The organism is Pseudomonas sp. PONIH3, assembly GCF_002934345.1.
GTDB lineage: Bacteria > Pseudomonadota > Gammaproteobacteria > Pseudomonadales > Pseudomonadaceae > Aquipseudomonas > Aquipseudomonas soli.
In genome coordinates this window covers 2,616,779-2,637,589 of sequence record NZ_CP026386.1, presented here as the reverse complement: position 1 = coordinate 2,637,589, position 20,811 = coordinate 2,616,779, and the positions used below count along the sequence as shown (strand labels likewise).

The window sequence follows — 20,811 nt, the reverse complement described above, 5'->3', positions numbered from 1 at the left end:
AGGGGGCCGCAAAGCGGCCCCAGGGATGCCAGACCGAGCCACTGTCGTTAGACTGTCATCTCCTCACCACCGGACAGGAGTCCCGGCGTGCCCGACCCCCGCAGTTTCCCCAGCGACCTGTGCCTCGACAGCCCACGCCTGCAGTTGCGTCCCATGCGTCATGGCGACGCGCAGCAGTGGCTGACCATCATGGCCGACCCCGAGGTCATGCGTTACTGGTACCACGCCCCCTGGCAGACCCTGGCCGAGGCCGAGAGCGCCCTGGCTGCCGACCGCGAGGCGTATGCCGCCGGCCAGTTGCTCAAGCTGGGCATGTACCGCCGTGACAACGGCGAGCTGATCGGCATGGTCCAGCTGTTCAACCTCGAAGAGGCCTCGCGCCGGGGCGAAATCGGCTACTGCCTGGCCAAGTCCGCCCAGGGCCGGGGCTACATGGACGAAGCGCTGACCTGCTTCATCGACTACCTGGCCCACACCCTGCACCTGCGCCGCCTGGAGGCGGAAATCGACCCGCGCAACCAGGGCTCGGCACGTACCCTTGAGCGCCAGGGCTTCGTCCTGGAGGGCACCCTGCGCGCCCGCTGGTGCGTGGCCGGCGAGTTGTCTGACTCGGGGCTTTACGGTCTGCTGCTAGAACCGCCTGTCGCCTGACGCCCGCTTGAGCTATGGTCGCGCCTTTCGCTGCTGGATGGAGCCTGCGCGTGCCTGCTTTTTATGTGATGTTCACCCTTGTGCTGTTCCTTCTTTGCCTGTGTTTCGATGGCCTGCTGATGGGCGTCGACGGGCATATGCCGGCGCTGCAGATACTGCTCATGGGCCCATGGGGCATTGCCTTCGGGTTGTACCAGTGGTTTGCCAATCCATTGCTGGGGCTGGCGATCCTCGCCCGCCGGCGTTTTCGCCGGGTGGCGCTTGGCGCTGGCCTGATCGCCCTGGGCCTGGCGCTCAGTTGCCTGGGCATCGAGCGGCTGCCGGACAACCGCAGCTATGAATTCCTGCCGCTTACCGGTTTCGGACCCGGCTACTACCTGTGGACACTGGCAATCCTGCTGTTCTGCCTGGGGCAGGGGTGGTGGTGCCGCAAGGCGCAGACGGCGCAGGATATGCCGCGCTGGCGCTGGTTCGATGTGCTGCTGATCGCGGTGCTGACGAGCACGATCTACCTGGCGACTCAGAGGCCCAGCCTGGGCGTGCAGATTCGCAGTTCCGACGAGCCAATGGAGCAGGTACAGGCAGGCTGAACTCTCCAGACGCGCCTTGGGTTTGGAAAGACGGCAGGGGCTGGGTTAAGGTCGCAGCTCGTTCGCTTTTACCAGGTGCCTGACTTGCCCGCTTTCTACCTGACCACAAGCCTCGCCCTGTACCTGCTGAGCCTGGCCTTCGATGGTGCCCTGACAGGCGCAGGGCGACATGTACCGGCATTGCAGATGCTGCTCTACGGCCCATGGGGTATCGCCTTCGGCCTGTACCAGTGGTTCGCCAACCCACTATTGGCGCTGGCGGTCCTAGCCCACCGCCGGTTCCGCCGCCTGGCGCTGGGGTGCGGCCTGCTGGCGCTGTATCTGGCGGCCAGCAGCTTCGCGATCACCCGATTGCCGGACAACCAGAGCTACGCCTTCCAGGATGTGACCGGCTTTGGCGCGGGCTTCTACCTGTGGTTGCTGGCGATCCTGGTGTTTTGCATGGGACAGCTATGGTGGTGCTGGAAGGCGCGTTCAGCAGCGGATGTACCGGGTTGGGGCTGGCTCGATGTGGCGCTGATCGCGGCCCTGAGCGTGGCGCTGTATGCCGGTACGCAAATGCCATCGCTGCGCTTCGAGCCGCACAAGGTGATCGTGCCGCCGGAGCAGCCGCGCACCTTGTGATGGCCTTAACGCGCCGTGCCCCACTGCACCGCGATCATCCCGAGCACGATCATTCCCACTCCCGCCAGCCGCAGCAGGTTCACCGGTCGCTCCGGCAGGCCCATGAGGCCGAACTGGTCGATCAGCAGCGACGACAGCACCTGCCCGGCCACCACGCAGACGATGAACCCCGCCGCGCCTAGCCGTGGCGTCAGCACCAGCGCGGCGGTGATGTAGAGCACCCCGGCAATCCCACCGAACCAAGCCCACCAGGGCGCATGGGCCAGTTGCTGCACCTGTGGCAGCGGCGCGCGCATCAGCAGCAGGGCCGGCACCAGCATCAGCAGGCTGACCAGCAACGACACCCCGGCCGCCCACAGCGGATGACCGAGCAGGCGCCCGAGCGCGGCGTTGCTGCCCGCCTGAAACGGCACGGCAGCCCCGGCGAGCAGGGCGATGAGCAAGGGAAGGGCGGCGAAGAGGCTGGCGGGCATGGTGTCTACTCCTGGTCAAAACACTGGCCTCAGTCTTCGCTATGCACTTCAATGATGGAAATTCGAACTTCGCACAGGCTGTATTCGTACCATGGATGATTTGCGCCGTATCGACCTCAATCTATTGCTGACTCTGCACGCCCTGCTCAGCGAGCAGCATGTCTCGCGTGCGGCATTGCGCCTGCACCGCAGCCAGCCGGCGGTCAGCCATGCGTTGGCGCAGTTGCGCGAGATCTTCGCCGATCCGCTGCTGGTACGACGCGGTGGCCGCCTGCAACTCACGGCCCGCGCCGAAGCCCTGCACGCGCCGCTGCAGGAGGCTTTGCAGCAACTCGACGGATTGCTCGGCACGCCGGGCTTCGAGCCGGCGCGGGCTCGGCGTACTTTTCGCCTGGCCATGTCCGACTACGGCGCCCGCGTGGTGTTGCCTTCGCTGATGCGCCTGTTGCGGCGCGAAGCACCGGGCATCGACCTGGTGGTGTCCCAGGGTAGCCGCGAGGCGATGCTCGGCCAGTTGATCGACGGCGAGGCGGACCTGGCGCTGGGAGTGTTTCCGGAGCTGCCGACGGAAATGGCTCAGCAGGTGCTGTTCGAGGAGTCCTTCGTCTGCCTGGCCGATCGCGCCAGCCTGCCGCCTCGCGGTGGCCTGGCGCTGGACCCGTGGCTGGCGCGGCCCCATGTGCTGGTGGCGGTGCGCCCCGGCATCGACAACGAAATCGACCAGGCCCTGGCCACCTTGGGCGCACGTCGGCGCATCGCCTTGACCCTGCCGCATTGGGGCGTGGCCCAAAGTGTCATTGCCGGAACCGACCTGGTGCTCACCGTGGCCCGGCGCAGCCTCGTTGGTGCTCGCCTGGATCCGGCCCTGCGCCAGTTCGCGCCGCCCCTGGCGATCTCGCCGTTCGCCTTTGCCCAGGCCTGGCACTCGCGGCGCGACGGCGATGCCGGGCACCGCTGGCTGCGGGCGCAAATCCAGGTGTTGTGCGTGAACGAAGGCGGAGCAGAATGCTAGGCTGTGCCGCATTCATTTGCGAAAAGGAAAGCCCATGTTCAAGCATTGCCTGGTCGGCGCCGCCGCCCTGCTGATCGTTGCCGGCGCCCAGGCCGAGGACTATTCGCCCACCTACACCCAGTGCATGGACAAAGCCTCCAGCACCCTGGCCATGGGGGCCTGCATCCAGGCCGAGACCCAGCTGCAGGATGATCGGCTGAACCGGGTCTACAAGCAGCTGATGGCCAAGCTCGGCAGCCAGCAGCAGAAGGACCTGCGCGAAGTCCAGCGTATCTGGATGAAGTACCGCGACGGCAACTGCGCGTTCCACGGCAAGTTGAGCAACGGCAGCATCTACCGCATCGAAGGCGCGATGTGCGAGATGGACATGAGCAAGGACCGGGCGGCGGAGCTGGAACGGGTGCTCAGCCCGGGGCAGTGATGTGGCGTTCGCGAATCAGGCGCCGCGTTGCTCACGCAGTGCCCGGGCCTTCAGGTACTCACGCACTTCCACCCCGTCTCCGGCGAACTCGATCCGTTGCGCCTTGGCCGCACGCTGGTAGGCGTACATCGGGTCGTAGTATTCCTTGAGCAGCCCTTCTATCCACCCTCGGTGCAGGCTCACGTCGCCGCTGCGCAACTGCTCCTCCAGCGCCTGGTCGAGCAACGTCGACAGCCGCTGGAAGCGCTCGCCGCCCAGGCGTTTGTGGATGTTGATCAGGCTCTGGCGCATGCGTTCGGCGAACAGCGGGCCGCCGGCCTGTGCACCGTGCACGGCGATGAACTCGGCGCACAGGTTGATCACGTAGTCGCGCAGGATGCGTTCCACGCGATGCTCGAAGCTGTCTTCAAGCCACACCAGCGGATAGCGCTGCATGCCCTGGTACAACTCCAGCGGCACCGCGCAGCTGCCGACCACGCGACCTTCGTCCTCGAGTACGAACTGGCCGATGCCCCGGTCACGTTTTTTCAGAATGTCGATGGCCAGCGCATTCTCGAAATCGATCTGCGCCGGCTGCGCGGTGGCGCGCTTGCCGAAGCTGGAGCCGCGGTGGTTGGCATGGCCTTCCAGATCCAGCACGTTGTCCAGCTGGAGCAGTACGTCGGTCTTGCCGGTGCCGGTCAGGCCGCCCACCAGCACGAAGTCGCAGTGTTGCACCGCTTGTTGGGTGGTCTCCAGCAGCAGGGTGCGCATGGCTTTGTAACCGCCCACCACCTTCGGATACTGGATGCCGGCTTCTTTGAGCCAGCCCTGGACGATCTGTGAGCGCAACCCGCCGCGGAAGCAGTACAGGTAGCCGTCGGGATGAGCCTGGGTGAAGGCCGTCCAGGCGTCGAGGCGTTGCTGCTTCACCGCACCGTTGACCAGCTGGTGGCCCAGGGCGATGGCGGCGGCCTGGCCCTGCTGCTTGTAGCAGGTGCCGACTTTCTGCCGCTCCTGGTCGGTCATCAGGGGGAGGTTGACCGCACCGGGGAAGGCGCCCTTGGTGAATTCGATCGGCGCGCGCATGTCCATCAGCGGCACGTTGTTGAGGAACAGCTGTTTCAGCTCGGTGCAGTCGGGGCGCATCAGATCACCTCGACTGCGTGGCTCTGTCGTTCGACCAACTCGCCGATCGGCGCCAGTTCGAGCCCGAGTTCCCGGGCCACGGCAAGGAATTCGGCCTCGCCCTGCGGGCTGACCGCCACCAGCAGGCCACCGCTGGTCTGCGGGTCGCACAGCAGGTGCTTCTGCTCGTCGCTCAGTGCGCCGATCTTGTGGCCGTAGCTGTCGAAGTTGCGCAAGGTGCCGCCGGGGATGCAGCCCTCGGCCAGGTAATGCTCGACGCTGGGCAGGCACGGTACGGCAGCGAACTGCAGGCGGGCGGTAAGGCTGCTGCCCTCGGCGACTTCGACCAGGTGGCCGAGCAGGCCGAAGCCGGTGACGTCGGTCATCGCCTGCACGCCGTCGAGCTTGCCGAAGCGGCTGCCGGGGGTGTTGAGGGTGCACATCCAGTCGCGGGCCAGGCCCTGGTCCTGTTCGCGCAGCTTGGCCTTCTTCTCGGCGGTGGTGAGGATGCCGATGCCCAGCGGCTTGGTCAGGTACAGGCGGCAGCCGACGCTGGCGGTATCGTTGCGCTTGAGGTGGCGCTTGCTTACCACGCCGGTGACGGCCAGGCCGAAGATCGGTTCCGGGGCGTCGATGGAGTGGCCACCGGCCAATGGGATGCCGGCCTCTGCGCAGACCGCGCGGCCACCGCGGATCACTTCGCGGGCGACCTCCGGCGGCAATACGTTGATCGGCCAGCCGAGGATGGCGATGGCCATCAGCGGGTCGCCGCCCATGGCGTAGATGTCGCTGATGGCGTTGGTGGCGGCGATGCGGCCGAAGTCGTACGGGTCGTCGACGATGGGCATGAAGAAGTCGGTGGTCGAGACCACGCCACGTTCGTCGTCCAGGGCGTAGACGCCAGCGTCGTCGCGCGAGGCGTTGCCGACCCAGAGGTTCGGGTCCAGCGCCTGGGTGCCGCTCTCGGCGAGGATTACATCCAGCACCTTGGGAGAAATCTTGCAGCCACAACCAGCGCCGTGGCTGTACTGTGTCAGACGAATCGGCTCGCTCATGTGCACCTCGACTTTTCGTGATGCGCGATTGTAGCAAAGCTGGCCTTTGTGCCTGCGGCTCTTATACTTCCCTCGTTTGCCAGCATCGCGGGGCAAGCCCGCTCCCACGCCGGGAAAACCCCGCGATGCGACATCGAACCATGTCCCGCTATCGAACCGGAGAATCCCCATGCTCAAACGCCCCCTGGCACTGTTTGCCGGTCTCGCGCTGTCCTGCTGCGCGGTGTTCGCCCAGGCCGCCGATGTGCTGCGCGTCAGCGCCATCCCCGACGAGGCGCCGACCGAACTGCTGCGCAAGTTCAAGCCATTGGGCGAGTACCTCGAGCAGCAACTGGGCATGAAGGTGCAGTTCGTGCCGGTGGCCGACTACCCAGCGGTGGTCGAGTCGCTGGCCAGCGATCGCCTGGACCTGGCTTGGCTGGGGGGGTTCACCTTCGTCCAGGTGCACCTGAAGGACCCCAAGGCCACGCCGCTGGTGCAGCGTGAGCAGGATGCCAAGTTCACCAGCAAGTTCATCACCGCCAACCCGGACGTGAAGAGTCTCAAGGACCTCAAGGGCAAGACCTTCGCCTTCGGTTCGATTTCGTCCACCTCGGGCAGCCTGATGCCGCGTTACTTCATGCTCAAGAACGACAACATCAAGCCAGAGGAATACTTCAGCCGCGTCGCCTATTCCGGCGCCCATGATGCCACCGCCGCCTGGGTCCAGGCCGGCAAGGCCGATGCCGGCGTGCTCAACGCCAGCGTCTGGGACAAGCTGGTCGCCGCCGGCAAGGTCGACACCAGCAAGGTGCGGGTGTTCGCCACCACGCCGGAGTACTTCGACTACAACTGGACCGTGCGCGGCAACATGGACCCGGCGCTGAAAGAGAAGATCAAGCAGGCCTTCCTCGCCCTGGATCCGGCCAAGCCTGCGGACAAGGCGATCCTCGACCTGCAGGCCGCCAGCCGCTTCATTGAAACCAAGCCGGAGAATTACCAGGGCACCGAGCAAGCCGCGCGCGAGGCCGGCCTGCTCAAGTGAGTATCCGTGTTCAGGGCGCCAGCGTGCGCCATGGCCAGGTCCAGGCCTTGAGCGCGCTGGACCTGCAGATCGGCCAGGGCGAGCGGGTGGCGATCATCGGTCCGTCCGGAGCCGGCAAGTCCAGCCTGCTGCACCTGATGGCCACTGCCGTGCCGCCCAGTGGCGGGCGCCTGGAGTTGTTGGGCGAGCAGCCCTGGGTTCTGTCTGCCCGCGCCCGTCAGCGCTTGCGTGCACGGGTCGGCCTGGTGCACCAGGCACCGCCCCTGCCGCCGCGCCAGCGGGTGGTAACCGCCGTGCTGGCGGGGCGCCTGGGGCAGTGGGGCACCTTGCGCGGGCTGCTCAACCTGATTCACCCCGGGGATATTCCCGGTGCCCGCGCGGCACTGGCCGAGCTGGGCATGGCTGACAAGCTGTTTGCCCAGTGCGGGCAGTTGTCGGGGGGACAGTTGCAACGGGTCGGCATCGCCCGCGCCTTGTACCAGCGACCTGAAGTGCTGCTGACCGACGAGCCTGTTTCGGCCATGGACCCGGTGCTCGCCGATCACAGCCTGGCGTTGCTCAATCGTCATGCCCAGGCCCATGGCGTGACGCTGGTCGCCAGCCTGCACGCGGTGGAGCTCGCCCTCGCGCACTTTCCGCGCATCGTCGGCATTCGCGCCGGGCAGGTGGCGTTCGACTGCCCGGCAGCGGCGGTCAGCGAAGCGATGCTCGATGCCTTGTACGCCAACGAGCAACTGGCCTCGCCTGTTGCCTCGACGGCCAGCCCGCAGGTGCAGATCCCGCGATGCTGAGCACTGACCAGCGAGATCCTGCTGCCATCCCACGTGTGCTGTTGACCCTGTTGTGCCTGGCGTTGCTGTGGCCGGGCCTGCGCCTGAGCGAGCTGGACCCCGGCGTGCTGTTACAGGCCGAGAACCGCCAACAGATGGCCGGCTTCGTCAGCGCGTTCTGGCCCCCGGCCCACGACGCCGGGTTTCTCGATTTGCTGCTCACCGCCACGGTGCAGACCCTGGCCGTGGCCACCGCGGGCATGAGCCTGGCACTGCTGCTGGCGGTACCGGCCAGCCTGCTGGCCAGCCGGGCGTTGTCTTTGCGGGCAGCCTCCAGCGCTGGGCGCCTGGGGCCATGGTCCCGGGCTGCGCGCCTGCCGGTGCGTGGCCTGCTGATTTTCCTGCGCAGCGTACCGGAGATCGTCTGGGCACTGTTGTTCGTCCGCGCCGTGGGCCTGGGCCCGACTGCCGGCGTGCTGGCCATCGCCATCACCTACAGCGGCATGCTCGGCAAGGTCTACGCGGAGATCTTCGAGTCGGTGGACCAGCGCCCTGCCCATGCCTTGCTGCAGGCCGGCAGCAGCCGCCTGTCGGCGTTTCTCTACGGCACCCTGCCCGAGGCCGCGAGCGAGGTGGTGTCCTACACCGTGTACCGCTGGGAGTGCGCGGTGCGCGCTTCGGTGGTGATGGGCTTCGTCGGTGCCGGTGGGCTGGGCCAGCAGATCGATCTGTCGATGCGCATGTTCGCCGGTGCCGAGGTGGCGAGCATGCTGCTGACTTTCCTGCTGCTGGTCGTGCTGGCCGACTTGCTCAGCCGTTTCCTGCGCGGGAGGCTGGCATGAACCGGGTGATCAATGGGCTGGTGATCGCCGCGATCCTGGCGGCGGTGCTGGCATCGTTCGCTTATCTGGAGCTGGACCTGGCAGCGGTCGTCGGCAGTGGCGGGCCGGCGCAGATGGGCGAATACGCGGCGCGTTTCCTGCACCCGGACCTGTCTGTGGCGCACCTGCGAGCGGTGGGGCAGGGGGCCTTGGAAACGCTGGCGATGTCAGGAATAGGGACAATCCTGGCGATGCTGCTCGGCCTGTTGCTGGCGCTGCCGGCCGCCGGGCGTTTCGGCTTGCCGTTGCAGGGCGCGGCGCGCCTGCTGCTCAATGCGCTGCGGGCGATTCCGGAGCTGGTCTGGGCGGCGCTGACCGTGTTGGCTGCGGGCCTGGGACCGAATGCCGGCACCCTGGCGTTGGCGCTGCATACCGCCGGGGTGTTGGGACGGTTGTTTGCAGAGGCACTGGAGAATGCACCGCCCGAGCCTGCGGCGGCGATCCGCCTGCAGGGCGGCAGCCAGGCGGCGGCCTTCTGCTTCGGCACCTTGCCCAACCTGTGGCCACAACTGCTGGCGTACAGCCTGTATCGCTGGGAGAACAACATCCGCATGGCCAGCGTGCTGGGCTTCGTGGGGGCGGGTGGGCTGGGGCAGATGCTCTACGCGACCCTGAGCCTGTTCCAGGAGGCCCAGGCCAGCACGGTGATCATCGCCATGCTGGTGCTGGTGTTGCTGGTGGATGCCCTGAGCGATGTGTTGCGCCAGCGTTTCGTACGCGCCTGAGTACATTTCGCGGCACCTGATCCTTGACTGTAGTCCTGCTCCGGGCCCGCGCCAAGCCCTGTTCGTCAATCCGAAAAATAAACTTCACCTGAGCGTAAAAAGACTTTTTTCGGTCATGGTTTTTGCGGTATCAAGGAACCAGACAGCCGAACCCTGCAGCACAGGTGGCGTCATCCACGCCCTCCTTGCCAGGTGAGCTTCCCGCCCGTAACGACGCGGATACGGGGAGAACGGCAGTCACTTTGCGGCGCAGCCGTTCGCGCCGTGTGGCTTTCACATAAGGTGAACGAGTATGGATGACCAAGGACGCAACCCTTCCTCCAACCAGCCAATCCTGTATGTGCTCGATACCAACGTCCTGATTCACGACCCCAACGCCCTGCTCAACTTCGAGGAGCACCACGTCGCCATACCGATGACGGTGCTGGAGGAACTCGACAAGCTCAAGACCGGTAAACAGACCATCGCCGCCGAATGCCGCCAGGCCATCCGCCTGATCGACCAGACCCTCGGCGACGCCTCGCCCAGCGATGTCGAGCAGGGCGTGCCGATCCAGCGCGGCAAGAGCGGGCCCAAGGGCTTCCTGTCCATCCTCATGAGCACGCGCAACGAGCCCAACCGCCTGCTCCCCGAGAACCTCGCCGACAACATCATCATCAACCAACTGCTGGACCTGCGCGCCAAGCGCAAGGACCTCGACGTGGTGCTGGTGACCAAGGACATCAACATGCGCCTGAAGGCGCGTGCGTGCGGGATCGCCGCCGAGGACTACAGCACCGACCAGTTGGTCGACGATGTGTCCTTGCTGTCCAAGGGCTACCACTCGGTCACAGGGTCGTTCTGGGACCGCGTGAGCAAGGTCGACACGCGTCAGGAGCGTGGCCGTACCTGGCATCGGGTGCAGTTGACGGACAACTTGCCCGCCGTGCACGTCAACGAGTTCATCATTGACGAACAGGGCTTCGTCGGCTGGATCAAGGGCATCCGCAACGACGAGCTGCTGCTGCTCGACCTGCACCAGGAACCGCTGCTGCACCAGGAAGCCTGGGGCCTCAAGCCACGGGACATCCACCAGAGCCTGGCGCTGTTCGCCTTGCTCGACCCGGATATCCACCTGGTCAACCTGACCGGTGCGGCGGGCTCGGGCAAGACCATCCTGGCGCTGGCCGCGGCCATCGAACAGACCATGGTCAGCAAGCGCTACCGGCGCATCATCGCCACCCGCAGCGTGCAGGGGCTGGACCAGGAGATCGGCTTCCTGCCGGGCACCGAGGCGGAGAAGATGGAGCCTTGGCTGGGTGCCATCACCGACAACCTCGAAGCCTTGCACATGGATGACGAGAGCACCCACGGCAGTGTCGAGTACATCCTCGAGCGGGTGCCGCTGCAGTTCAAATCGCTGAACTACATCCGTGGGCGCAGCTTCCAGCAGAGCCTGATCCTCATCGACGAGTGCCAGAACCTCACGCCGCACCAGATCAAGACCATCATCACCCGTGCCGGGACCGGCTCGAAGGTGGTCTGCCTGGGCAACCTGGCGCAGATCGACACCCCCTACCTGTCGGCCACCAGTTCCGGCCTGACCTACCTCACCGAGCGCTTCAAGGACTTCCCCCACGGCGTTCATATCACCCTGCAGGGCGTGCCACGCTCGGTACTGGCCGAGTACGCCGAGTCGCACCTGTAACCTGTCGCCGGCCATCCCGTTCCCACCGTGGGAGCGGGATGGCCCCGCGATGCGCTGTTCTGCCCTCTGCTCAAAGCTGACCGGCAGGTTTACACTCTGTTATCCCTTCCCAGGAGCAGAGCAGTGCTGACTCATCTTGATTCCCAGGGGCGCGCCAACATGGTCGACGTCACTGAAAAGGCCGTGACCGCCCGCGAGGCGATTGCCGAGGCACGTGTGCGCATGTTGCCGGACACCCTGCGCATGATCGTCGATGGCCAACACCCCAAGGGCGACGTGTTCGCGGTGGCGCGCATCGCCGGCATCCAGGCGGCGAAGAAGACCAGCGACCTGATCCCGCTGTGCCATCCGCTGATGCTCACCAGCGTCAAGGTCGAGCTGGCCTCCGAGGGCGAGAACGTGGTGCATATCGTCGCCCGCTGCAAGTTGGCCGGACAGACCGGCGTTGAAATGGAGGCGCTCACCGCCGCCAGCGTTGCCGCGCTGACGATCTACGACATGTGCAAGGCAGTGGACAAAGGCATGGTCATCGAGCACGTGCGCCTGCTGGAGAAGACCGGTGGCAAGAGCGGGCACTACAAGGTGGAGGGGTGATGAAGGTCAAGGTCATGTATTTCGCCCGCTACCGTGAGTTACTGGGCATCGACGCCGAGCGCCTGGAAGGCGACTTCAAGGTGCTGGACGATGTGCGCCAGGCTTTGGCGGGCAAGGGTGGGCACTACGCGGTGCTGGCCGAGCAGAACCTGATGTGTGCCCGCAACGAAGAGCTGTGCCGGCTCGATGAACCATTGGAAGAGGGTGACGAGATCGCGTTCTTCCCACCCGTCACCGGAGGTTGACCATGGCCGTGCGCGTTCAGGAGGCGGCCTTCGACCCGGGCGCCGAAGTCAACGCCATGCACGCCGCCAATGTCGGCGTGGGCGCGGTGGTCGGGTTTGTCGGCTATGTGCGTGACTTCAACGATGGCCGGGAGGTGGCGGGGATGTTCCTCGAGCACTACCCAGGCATGACCGAGAAGGCCCTGGCCAAGATCGTGGTCGAGGCCGAGGGGCGCTGGCCGCTGCTCAAGGTCGAGGTGCTGCACCGTATCGGCGCCCTGGAACCGGGCGAGCCGATTGTCTTTGTCGGCGTGGCCAGCGCGCATCGGCAGGCGGCGTTCGACGCCTGCAACTTCATCATGGACTACCTGAAGACCCGGGCGCCGTTCTGGAAGAAGGAGAATACCCAGCAAGGGCCGCGCTGGGTGGAAGGCAAGCAGAGCGACCAGGATGCGGCAGGGCGCTGGGACTGAATGAGACGGTGATCGTGGGAGCGGGCAAGCCCGCTCCTACAGAGGCCTGTCAGTGATGCTTGCGCGGCACGGGCTTCAACAGCTCGTCCGGCGGCATCTCGCACTTGATCTTGCGCCCCAGCAACTCTTCGATCGCCGGCAACTGGTACGAATCGTCCTCGCCGGCAAAGCTGATCGACACGCCGCTGGTGCCGGCGCGACCGGTACGGCCGATGCGGTGCACGTAGTCGTCCGGGTCTTCCGGCAGGGTGAAGTTGATCACATGGCTGATGCCGTCGATGTGGATGCCACGGCCGGCCACGTCGGTGGCCACCAGCACGGTGATGCGCCCTTCACGGAAGCTCTCCAGGGTGCGGATACGCTTGTGCTGCGGCACGTCGCCCGAGAGCTGGGCGGCGTTGATGCCGTCACGCACCAGTTTTTCCTCGATGCGGCGCACCTCGTCCTTGCGGTTGGCGAACACCATCACCCGTTCCCACTTGTTCTGCGTGACCAGGTTGTACAGCAGCTTGTACTTGTCGCTGCCGGCCACGGCGTAGACGTGCTGTTCGACGGTTTCGCTGGCGACGTTCTCCGGCTCGATCTCGACGATGGCCGGGTTGGTGGTCCACTGCTTGGCCAGGTTCATCACGTCGTCGGTAAAGGTGGCGGAGAACAGCAGGGTCTGGCGCTCGCTCTTGGGCGGGGTCTGGCGGATGATCTGGCGGACCTGGGGGATGAAGCCCATATCGAGCATGCGGTCGGCCTCGTCCAGCACCATCACCTCGACCATGTCCAGGTGCACCTCGCCGCGCTGGTTGAAGTCCAGCAGGCGGCCCGGGGTAGCCACCAGGATGTCGCAATGGCGTGCTTCCAGCGACTTGAGCTGCTTGTCGAAGTCCATGCCGCCGACAAAGCTCATCACGTTGAGGCCGGTGTACTTGGTCAGTGCCTGGGCATCCTTGGCGATCTGCACCACCAGCTCGCGAGTCGGGGCGATGATCAGCGCCCGCGGCTCGCCCATGTAGCGTTCCTTGGGCGGTGGGGTCTGCTGCAGCTGCGAGATGATCGAGATCAGGAACGCGGCGGTCTTGCCGGTGCCGGTCTGGGCCCGGCCGATGGCGTCCTGGCCGCGCAGGGTGTAACCCAGGACCTGCGCCTGGATCGGCGTGCAATAGGGGAAGCCGAGGTCGTGGATGGCATGCATCAGTTCATTGGAGAGCTTGAAGTCGTGGAAACGCGTCTTGCCTTCCTGCGGCTCGACGACGAAATCCTCCGGCTTCCACAGGCTCGCCTGCGGCTTGGGCTTGCGTTCGCGGCGTGGTTTGTCCTTGGCGGGCGACTCGGCGCGCGGCGGTTGGGCGACCTGGACGGCGGCTTGTGGCTCGGCCTTGGCCTTGGGCGCAGGCTTTGGCCTGGGTTTGCCCGCCTGGCGCTCTGGCGCCTGGGCGGCGGCCGGCTGAGGAGCCGGCTCGGGTTGGGACGCGGCGATGGGCGGTGCGGCGTCACCTTTGGCGAATATTTTCTTGAGTGCCTTGAGCACGGTCGTCTCGTCAACTGGTTAAGGAATGTACGCCGGGCAGTGTAATGCAAGAATCGGGCGCGGCGTAGTGCAATGCGGGCTGGGCTACAGAATCACTGCAACTGGCGGCTCAGCCAGTCGTGGATGTCCTTCAGCTCCTCGACCACCACTTCGTGCTCCATCGGGTACTCATGCCACTGGGCGGCCACGCCCCAGGTATTGAGGTACTCGAACGCCGTGCGGCCCATCGAGGGGATCACCACCGGGTCGTGCACACCATGCAGGCACAGCGCCGGCGTGCGTTGCTGGCAGGCACTCAGTTGCTGCGCGTCGCTGAAAGTCGGCGCGTAGGTGGAGAGGGCGATCACCCCGCCCAGCGCTTCCTGCCACTTTATATAGGCAGTGTGCAGCACCACCGCACCGCCCTGGGAAAACCCGGCGAGGAAGATGCGCGACAGGTTGATGCCCTTGGCCTGTTCGGCCTTGATCAGGGCGATCACCTGGTCGGCCGACTCTTCCAGTTGCGCCTCGTCGATGGCCCGCGCCGGGGTCATGGCCTTGATGTCGTACCAGCTGGGCATCTGGTAGCCGCCGTTGATGGTCACCGGACGCGTCGGTGCCTGGGGCATGATGAAGCGGGTGCTCAGCAGGCGTTCCTGCATGAATTCCGCTACCGGTAGGAAGTCGTAACGGTCGGCCCCCAGGCCGTGCAACCAGATCACACAGGCGTCGGCGGTTTTCTGCGGTTCGAGAATCAGCGGTTGGGTCATGACTGCTCCGAAAGAGTGCTGGCGTACTGATGTAGTGCTTAAAAAGAAGGCATTGCAGGCTAATGCCAGAAAAAGATGTCGCAACTCTACAACTTTTCCCACTTGACTACCGCTTAATCGCTTAAGCCTTCGACTGTGGTACGCCCTTTGCTATGTCCTTGTCATGCGAAGAGGTGGACCGGTCCCGGTAACACCCCTCGTGTGGATCGAAGGCTGTCATAGAACAGCCCATTGCGCCAATTGACCCAAAAACAAGCCAACAAGGGGTCGGATGCGCCTCATAAGGGTGCGGTGCAATTCCGGCTCATACAACAAGAGCGATTTGGAGGTTGTTGATGAAGATGTTGAAAACCACCCTGGCAGTCCTGACCGCCGCCGCCGCGCTAGGCGCCACCAGTTTCGCCCAGGCCGGCGCCACCCTCGACGCGGTGAAGAAGAAGGGCTTCGTCCAGTGTGGCGTGAGCGATGGTCTTCCCGGCTTCTCCGTGCCTGACGCACAGGGCAAGATCGTCGGCATCGACGCCGATGTGTGCCGCGCCGTGGCCGCCGCCGTGTTCGGCGATGCGACCAAGGTCAAGTTCAGCCAGCTCAACGCCAAGGAGCGCTTCACCGCGCTGCAGTCCGGCGAAGTCGACGTGCTGTCGCGCAACACCACCTGGACCAGCTCTCGCGATGCCGGCATGGGCCTGGTGTTCGCCGGCGTCACCTATTATGACGGCGTCGGTTTCCTCGCCAACAAGAAGCTCGGTGTCTCCAGCGCCAAGGAGCTCGATGGCGCCACCATCTGCATCCAGGCCGGTACCACCACTGAACTGAACGTCTCCGACTACTTCCGTGCCAATGGCTTGAAATATACCCCGATCACCTTCGACACCTCCGACGAGAGCGCCAAGTCGCTGGAGTCCGGCCGTTGCGACGTGCTGACCTCGGACAAGTCGCAGCTGTTCGCCCAGCGCTCCAAGCTGGCCGCGCCGACCGAGTACGTGGTGCTGCCGGAAACCATCTCCAAGGAGCCCCTGGGCCCTGTGGTGCGCAAGGGCGACGAGGAATGGTTCAGCATCGTCAAGTGGACCCTGTTCGCCATGCTCAACGCGGAAGAAGCAGGGGTCACTTCGAAGAACGTCGAGGCCGAGGCCAAGTCCACCAAGAACCCTGACGTCGCCCGTCTGCTGGGCGCCGATGGCGAGTACGGCAAGGACCTCAAGCTGCCCAAGGACTGGGTAGTGCAGATCGTCAAGCAAGTCGGCAACTATGGCGAAGTGTTCGAGAAGAACCTGGGCCAGAGCACCGACCTGAAGATCGACCGTGGCATGAATGCCCTGTGGAACAACGGCGGCATCCAGTACGCGCCACCTGTGCGCTGATGGCTGCACCCCGCGGCGGCATCCTGCCGCCGCGGGTCGTTCGAATCCCTTCTTTTCGGGGCACTTCATGCAAAATCAAATCGGCGCACGGAAAGGGTTTTCCCTTAGTGATCCACGTGTGCGCGCGTGGCTGTTCCAGATCCTCACCGTAGTCTTCGTGGTGGGCCTGGGCTGGTACCTGTTCCATAACACCCAGACCAACCTGCAGCACCGGGGCATCACCTCCGGTTTCGATTTCCTCGAGCGCAGTGCCGGCTTCGGCATTGCCCAGCACCTGATTCCCTACGTGGAATCGGACAGCTACGCCCGGGTGTTCGTCATCGGCCTGCTCAACACCCTGCTGGTGACCTTCATCGGCATCATCCTGGCTACCTTGCTGGGCTTCGTCATCGGCGTGGCGCGGCTGTCGCCGAACTGGATGATCAACAAGCTGGCGACGATGTACGTGGAGACCTTCCGCAACATTCCACCGCTGCTGCAGATCCTGTTCTGGTACTTCGCCGTGTTCCTGACCCTGCCGGGGCCGCGGGGCAGCATCAATATCGATGACACCTTCTTCATCAGCAACCGTGGCCTGAACATGCCCGGCGCCTCGATGGCCGAAGGCTTCTGGCCGTTCTTGATCGCGTTGGTGCTGGCGATCGTCGCCATCGTGTTGATGGTGCGCCTGGCCAACAAGCGTTTCGATGAAACCGGCCAGCCATTCCACAAGTTCTGGGTGGGCCTGCTGCTGTTGATCGGCATCCCCGGCGTGTGCGCGTTGCTGTTCGGCAGCCCGGTGCACTGGGAAGCGCCGCAGCTCAAGGGCTTCAATTTCGTCGGTGGCTGGGTGCTGATCCCCGAGCTGCTGGCGCTGACCCTGGCGCTGACCATCTACACCGCGGCGTTCATCGCCGAGATCGTGCGCTCGGGTATTCGTTCGGTCAGCCACGGCCAGACCGAGGCAGCTCGTTCGCTGGGCCTGCGCGAAGGCCCGACGCTGCGCAAGGTGATCATTCCCCAGGCGTTGCGGGTGATCATCCCGCCGCTGACCAGCCAGTACCTCAATCTGGCGAAGAACTCGTCGCTGGCCGCCGGTATCGGCTACCCGGAGATGGTCTCGCTGTTCGCCGGTACCGTGCTCAACCAGACCGGCCAGGCCATCGAGGTGATCGCCATCACCATGAGCGTCTATCTCGCCATCAGCATCAGCATTTCGCTGTTGATGAACTGGTACAACAAGCGCATTGCGCTGATCGAACGGTGAGGGTCCTTCCGTGACAGCCCATGTTTTCAAACCCGACATGCCGCCACCGGTGAAGACCGTTGGCGTGCTCGCCTGGATGCGGGCCAACCTGTTCTCCAGCTGGCTCAACACCTTGCTGACACTGTTCGCCCTATACCTGGTATGGCTGATCGTGCCGCCGCTGGTGCAGTGGGCGTTCATCGACGCCAACTGGGTCGGCACCACCCGCGCCGACTGCACCAAGGAGGGCGCCTGCTGGGTGTTCATCCAGCAGCGCTTTGGCCAGTTCATGTATGGCTACTACCCGACGGAACTGCGCTGGCGCGTCGACCTGACGGTGTGGCTCGCCGTGCTCGGCGCGGCCCCGCTGTTCATCAAGCGCTTCCCGCGCAAAGCGGTGTACGGCCTGGGCTTCCTGGTGCTGTATCCGATCCTGGCCTACATCCTTCTGCACGGTGGCACGCTGGGCCTGGACACAGTGCCCACCAGCCAATGGGGCGGCCTGATGCTGACCCTGGTGATCGCCACGGTCGGTATTGTCGGTGCGTTGCCGCTGGGCATCCTCCTGGCGTTGGGGCGACGCTCGAACATGCCGGCGGTGAAGGTGGTCTGCGTGACCTTCATCGAGTTCTGGCGCGGCGTACCGCTGATCACCGTCCTGTTCATGTCATCGGTGATGCTGCCGCTGTTCCTGCCCGAAGGCATGAGCTTCGACAAGCTGCTGCGGGCGATGATCGGCGTGATCCTGTTCCAGTCGGCGTACATCGCCGAGGTGGTGCGTGGGGGCCTGCAGGCCATCCCCAAGGGTCAGTACGAAGCCGCCGCGGCCATGGGCCTGGGCTACTGGCGCGCAATGGGCCTGGTGATCCTGCCCCAGGCGCTCAAGCTGGTGATCCCCGGCATCGTCAACACCTTCATTGCCCTGTTCAAGGACACCAGCCTTGTGATCATCATCGGCCTGTTCGACCTGCTCAATAGCGTCAAGCAGGCCGCGGCCGACCCGGCCTGGCTGGGCATGGCGACCGAGGGCTATGTGTTCGCTGCCCTGGTGTTCTGGATTTTCTGTTTCGGTATGTCCCGCTACTCCATGCATTTGGAGCGCAAGCTGGACACTGGCCACAAGCGTTAGGAGTTTCGAAATGAGTGAAGCGATCAAGCAGCCTGCCGGCCCCGAAGGCATCATCCAGATGCAGGGCGTGAACAAGTGGTACGGCCAGTTCCATGTGCTCAAGGACATCAACCTCAACGTGCGCCAGGGCGAGCGCATCGTGCTGTGCGGGCCGTCGGGCTCGGGCAAGTCCACCACCATCCGCTGCCTCAACCGGCTTGAGGAACACCAGCAGGGACGTATCGTCGTCGACGGTGTCGAGCTGACCAACGACCTCAAGCAGATCGAGGCGATCCGCCGCGAAGTGGGCATGGTGTTCCAGCACTTCAACCTGTTCCCGCACCTGACTATCCTCGAGAACTGCACCCTGGCGCCCATGTGGGTGCGTAAGCTGCCACGGCGCAAGGCCGAGGAAATCGCCATGCATTTCCTCGAGCGTGTGCGCATCCCTGAGCAAGCACACAAGTACCCCGGGCAGTTGTCCGGCGGTCAGCAGCAGCGGGTGGCGATTGCCCGGGCGCTGTGCATGAAACCGAAGATCATGCTGTTTGACGAACCGACTTCGGCGCTGGACCCTGAGATGGTCAAGGAGGTGCTCGACACCATGGTCAGCCTGGCCGAGGATGGCATGACCATGCTCTGCGTGACCCACGAGATGGGCTTTGCCCGCACCGTGGCCAACCGGGTGATCTTCATGGACAAAGGGGAGATCGTCGAGCAGGCGGCGCCGGACGACTTCTTCGACCGGCCGCGCAGTGACCGGACCAGGTTGTTCCTGAGCCAGATCCTGCACTGATGCACTCGGCCAGCCACCTTGCAAGCAAGGGCGGTTGGCCAGTTCAGGCGCGTCTGCCACCTATGATTTGATCAAGCAGGTCAAGCGTTGCCTTGATGTTCGGGCGCGCACCGATCTGCTGTACTTGCGCCTCTTTGTAGCCCGCCTCGGTGACCAGCGCATGCATATGCGCCGTGTCCAGGCACAAGTTGTACCGACGGATGGCGTAGCCCTGGACAACCGCCAATGCCGCGGCCGTGAGTGGGGTAGCGCTCGAGGTACCGCCGAAGTACATGTACCTGGTCTCGGGCGTTCCGCCATCCCACAGGTCTGCGCCGTCCCCGTTTTGCCGCAGCGTGCCGGTTGTCGCGACGTTGTCGCCCCATGAGTTGAGGGTGGCGTGAAGGTTGTAGTTGGAGGTGCTGTGGCGCTTGCCATCGTTATGGTTGCAAGAGCCGACCATGATGCCGCCCGAGTCGCCATAGTTATTGAAGTCGGAATGCGTGGCGAGGTCCAGGCCACCATTGCCTGCGGCGAAGAGCACGATCGCACCTGCATCCACCAGGGCCCGCACCGCATCCCAGTAGCGTTTGTCGTGGACCGCCGGTGCATAGGGCAAACCACCGGAGCCCTGGATGTTGAACGCGATGATATCGCCGGGGCAGTAATCAGCCAGGATGCGTTGCCACGAGGTATTGTCATACATGTACAGGCGGGCCCCCCAGGCAACCCCCGTGACCCCCTTGCCGTTGTTACCGGCGGCAATGCACCCCGCCGACGCGCTGCCGTGGTTCTTGGCGTAGCCTGCGTTGGTGACCACGTCGATGTAGCCCTTCAGGTCCTCATGGTCCTCGAAAACCCCAAAATCCAGGAAGCGCACACTTGCCTGTTCGCCGTTTGCGTCTTGTTTCCAGGCGTTTCGTGCATTCATTCCCAAGTTGTCGTCGAGGTAGCCCTGATGCACGGTGAGGTCGGGTGTTTGTTCCAGGGACGGTGCGACTTTAGCGGTCTCTAGCGCTTTTTGTAGTGGGTAGACTGGCAGGTCGAAAGCGACGTATTTGACGATGTCAAGTTGCTCCAGCCTCTTGGCCAATTCCAGCTTCTGCCGACTATCCTGCTTCTGCGTCTTCACGCGGTACAGATTGCAGAAACGGTTGAGGTTTGCGGCCCGGCCAGTGTGGGACCATCGAGTCGCTACCCAGACCGGCTCGAAGGTGATTTGCGGGAAGCCCTCGAGCGTGAGAGGAGGACGGTTCTTTACGGTTTCATTCCCGCCGTCCTGAAACATCACTTGCAAGTCGTAGTCTTTGCCGTTGGGGGGCAACCGCCGGAAGCCTTTCAAATTTTGGCTCGCGCGGGGCGCGGGAGCCTTACTTACACTTAGGCGCTCTTTTAGGTGCTCTTGGAAAGCGCGGCATAGCCAAGAGCCATGGGTATAGCGGGTGGTGTCGATCTCCAAGTCGCTTATCCTGGATACAGACCCCTCGTAACTGTGCAGTTCCACCTCTAGCCTGTAGCGCCCCGGTTCTCGCTTCGTGAAGGTCTGCCGTTGCGTGGGAGGCTGCGAAGTCAGGGAGTCAAGAATGTAGCCGTCGGCCCTTTTCAGTATGAACTTCGCCTTGTCGACGTGCCGCAGCTCTTGCTCGGGGCACATGCACTTCAGATAAACGTGAATTTCCTCGTTGTAGTCGACGCTGGTGAAATAGCCGCTATGGATGGGGGCTTGCGTTGCCATGATTGCCTCCTGCTGATCGACA

23 protein-coding genes are annotated in these 20,811 nt (G+C 64.4%); 17 read left to right on the top strand and 6 right to left on the bottom strand.

Going from position 1 to position 20,811, the window contains the following annotated elements; translation table 11 throughout:
• Positions 1-87: 87 nt before the first annotated feature.
• From C3F42_RS12250 to C3F42_RS12240, 3 genes are all read left to right on the top strand, one after another.
• Positions 88-651 (top strand): GNAT family N-acetyltransferase, encoded by a 564-nt coding sequence (locus C3F42_RS12250; RefSeq protein WP_052062241.1) that lies wholly within the window; start codon positions 88-90, stop codon positions 649-651.
• 50 nt (positions 652-701) lie between these two features.
• A complete protein-coding gene (locus C3F42_RS12245) occupies positions 702-1,241 on the top strand; it encodes a hypothetical protein (RefSeq protein ID WP_094010243.1) in 540 nt (179 codons plus the stop codon).
• A gap of 84 nt (positions 1,242-1,325) precedes the next feature.
• Positions 1,326-1,865: a hypothetical protein gene (locus C3F42_RS12240; RefSeq protein ID WP_094010242.1), complete on the top strand. Its 540-nt coding sequence runs from the start codon at positions 1,326-1,328 to the stop codon at positions 1,863-1,865.
• A gap of 5 nt (positions 1,866-1,870) precedes the next feature.
• Here C3F42_RS12240 and C3F42_RS12235 read toward each other — a convergent pair whose 3' ends face one another.
• Complete coding sequence (locus C3F42_RS12235) at positions 1,871-2,338, bottom strand: DMT family transporter (RefSeq protein ID WP_094010241.1); 468 nt, start codon at positions 2,336-2,338, stop codon at positions 1,871-1,873.
• A 91-nt stretch (positions 2,339-2,429) separates the two neighbouring features.
• On the opposite strand from C3F42_RS12235, the gene C3F42_RS12230 reads away from it, so the two are divergent.
• On the top strand, positions 2,430-3,350 hold the full coding sequence (locus C3F42_RS12230) for a LysR family transcriptional regulator (RefSeq protein ID WP_104444491.1): 921 nt from the start codon (positions 2,430-2,432) through the stop codon (positions 3,348-3,350).
• 34 nt (positions 3,351-3,384) lie between these two features.
• Positions 3,385-3,771 carry a lysozyme inhibitor LprI family protein gene (locus C3F42_RS12225; protein ID WP_104444490.1) on the top strand — a complete coding sequence of 129 codons (387 nt, stop codon included), beginning with the start codon at positions 3,385-3,387 and terminating at the stop codon, positions 3,769-3,771.
• A 15-nt stretch (positions 3,772-3,786) separates the two neighbouring features.
• Here the strand turns inward: C3F42_RS12225 and mnmH are convergent, their stop codons facing one another.
• The gene (gene mnmH, locus C3F42_RS12220) at positions 3,787-4,899 is read right to left on the bottom strand and encodes a tRNA 2-selenouridine(34) synthase MnmH (RefSeq protein WP_104444489.1); all 1,113 of its coding nucleotides are present in this window, start codon (positions 4,897-4,899) and stop codon (positions 3,787-3,789) included.
• Entirely contained in the window at positions 4,899-5,933 is a 1,035-nt protein-coding gene (gene selD / locus C3F42_RS12215) for a selenide, water dikinase SelD (protein ID WP_104444488.1), read from the bottom strand. The genes mnmH and selD overlap by 1 nt, the downstream gene beginning before the upstream one ends.
• A gap of 169 nt (positions 5,934-6,102) precedes the next feature.
• Here selD and C3F42_RS12210 point away from each other — a divergent pair, with 169 nt between their 5' ends.
• From C3F42_RS12210 to moaE, 8 genes are all read left to right on the top strand, one after another.
• On the top strand, positions 6,103-6,957 hold the full coding sequence (locus C3F42_RS12210; protein WP_023633092.1) for a putative selenate ABC transporter substrate-binding protein: 855 nt from the start codon (positions 6,103-6,105) through the stop codon (positions 6,955-6,957).
• Entirely contained in the window at positions 6,954-7,748 is a 795-nt protein-coding gene (locus tag C3F42_RS12205) for a phosphonate ABC transporter ATP-binding protein (protein ID WP_038707401.1), read from the top strand. The genes C3F42_RS12210 and C3F42_RS12205 overlap by 4 nt, the downstream gene beginning before the upstream one ends.
• Positions 7,742-8,569 carry an ABC transporter permease gene (locus C3F42_RS12200; protein ID WP_104444487.1) on the top strand — a complete coding sequence of 276 codons (828 nt, stop codon included), beginning with the start codon at positions 7,742-7,744 and terminating at the stop codon, positions 8,567-8,569. The genes C3F42_RS12205 and C3F42_RS12200 overlap by 7 nt, the downstream gene beginning before the upstream one ends.
• The gene (phnE, locus tag C3F42_RS12195) at positions 8,566-9,333 is read left to right on the top strand and encodes a phosphonate ABC transporter, permease protein PhnE (protein ID WP_104444486.1); all 768 of its coding nucleotides are present in this window, start codon (positions 8,566-8,568) and stop codon (positions 9,331-9,333) included. The genes C3F42_RS12200 and phnE overlap by 4 nt, the downstream gene beginning before the upstream one ends.
• 292 nt (positions 9,334-9,625) lie before the next feature.
• Positions 9,626-11,020: a PhoH family protein gene (locus C3F42_RS12190; RefSeq protein ID WP_023629387.1), complete on the top strand. Its 1,395-nt coding sequence runs from the start codon at positions 9,626-9,628 to the stop codon at positions 11,018-11,020.
• Positions 11,021-11,143: 123 nt separating this feature from the next.
• Positions 11,144-11,614 carry a cyclic pyranopterin monophosphate synthase MoaC gene (moaC, locus tag C3F42_RS12185; RefSeq protein ID WP_104444485.1) on the top strand — a complete coding sequence of 157 codons (471 nt, stop codon included), beginning with the start codon at positions 11,144-11,146 and terminating at the stop codon, positions 11,612-11,614.
• Entirely contained in the window at positions 11,614-11,859 is a 246-nt protein-coding gene (gene moaD / locus C3F42_RS12180) for a molybdopterin converting factor subunit 1 (protein WP_023629385.1), read from the top strand. Before moaC ends, moaD begins: the two co-directional genes overlap by 1 nt.
• A gap of 2 nt (positions 11,860-11,861) precedes the next feature.
• A complete protein-coding gene (gene moaE, locus C3F42_RS12175) occupies positions 11,862-12,311 on the top strand; it encodes a molybdopterin synthase catalytic subunit MoaE (RefSeq protein ID WP_023629384.1) in 450 nt (149 codons plus the stop codon).
• A 49-nt stretch (positions 12,312-12,360) separates the two neighbouring features.
• On the opposite strand, the gene rhlB is transcribed toward moaE, so the two are convergent.
• Together rhlB and C3F42_RS12165 are read right to left on the bottom strand one after the other, a co-directional pair.
• A complete protein-coding gene (gene rhlB / locus C3F42_RS12170) occupies positions 12,361-13,833 on the bottom strand; it encodes an ATP-dependent RNA helicase RhlB (RefSeq protein ID WP_038707404.1) in 1,473 nt (490 codons plus the stop codon).
• A gap of 92 nt (positions 13,834-13,925) precedes the next feature.
• Positions 13,926-14,582, bottom strand: coding sequence for an alpha/beta hydrolase (locus C3F42_RS12165; protein ID WP_038707405.1), 657 nt, complete (start codon positions 14,580-14,582; stop codon positions 13,926-13,928).
• Positions 14,583-14,917: 335 nt separating this feature from the next.
• Here C3F42_RS12165 and C3F42_RS12160 point away from each other — a divergent pair, with 335 nt between their 5' ends.
• The 4 genes from C3F42_RS12160 to C3F42_RS12145 all read left to right on the top strand — a co-directional run bounded on the left by C3F42_RS12160 (position 14,918) and on the right by C3F42_RS12145 (position 19,075).
• Positions 14,918-15,946 (top strand): amino acid ABC transporter substrate-binding protein, encoded by a 1,029-nt coding sequence (locus C3F42_RS12160; protein WP_023629381.1) that lies wholly within the window; start codon positions 14,918-14,920, stop codon positions 15,944-15,946.
• Positions 15,947-16,013: 67 nt separating this feature from the next.
• On the top strand, positions 16,014-17,192 hold the full coding sequence (locus C3F42_RS12155; protein WP_104444484.1) for an amino acid ABC transporter permease: 1,179 nt from the start codon (positions 16,014-16,016) through the stop codon (positions 17,190-17,192).
• A gap of 10 nt (positions 17,193-17,202) precedes the next feature.
• Positions 17,203-18,300 carry an amino acid ABC transporter permease gene (locus C3F42_RS12150; RefSeq protein ID WP_023629379.1) on the top strand — a complete coding sequence of 366 codons (1,098 nt, stop codon included), beginning with the start codon at positions 17,203-17,205 and terminating at the stop codon, positions 18,298-18,300.
• A 10-nt stretch (positions 18,301-18,310) separates the two neighbouring features.
• Positions 18,311-19,075: an amino acid ABC transporter ATP-binding protein gene (locus tag C3F42_RS12145; protein WP_023629378.1), complete on the top strand. Its 765-nt coding sequence runs from the start codon at positions 18,311-18,313 to the stop codon at positions 19,073-19,075.
• Between the two features lie 43 nt (positions 19,076-19,118).
• On the opposite strand, the gene C3F42_RS12140 is transcribed toward C3F42_RS12145, so the two are convergent.
• Positions 19,119-20,789, bottom strand: a complete 1,671-nt coding sequence (locus C3F42_RS12140; protein ID WP_104444483.1) for a S8 family serine peptidase — start codon at positions 20,787-20,789, stop codon at positions 19,119-19,121.
• Between the last annotated feature and the right edge of the window lie 22 nt (positions 20,790-20,811).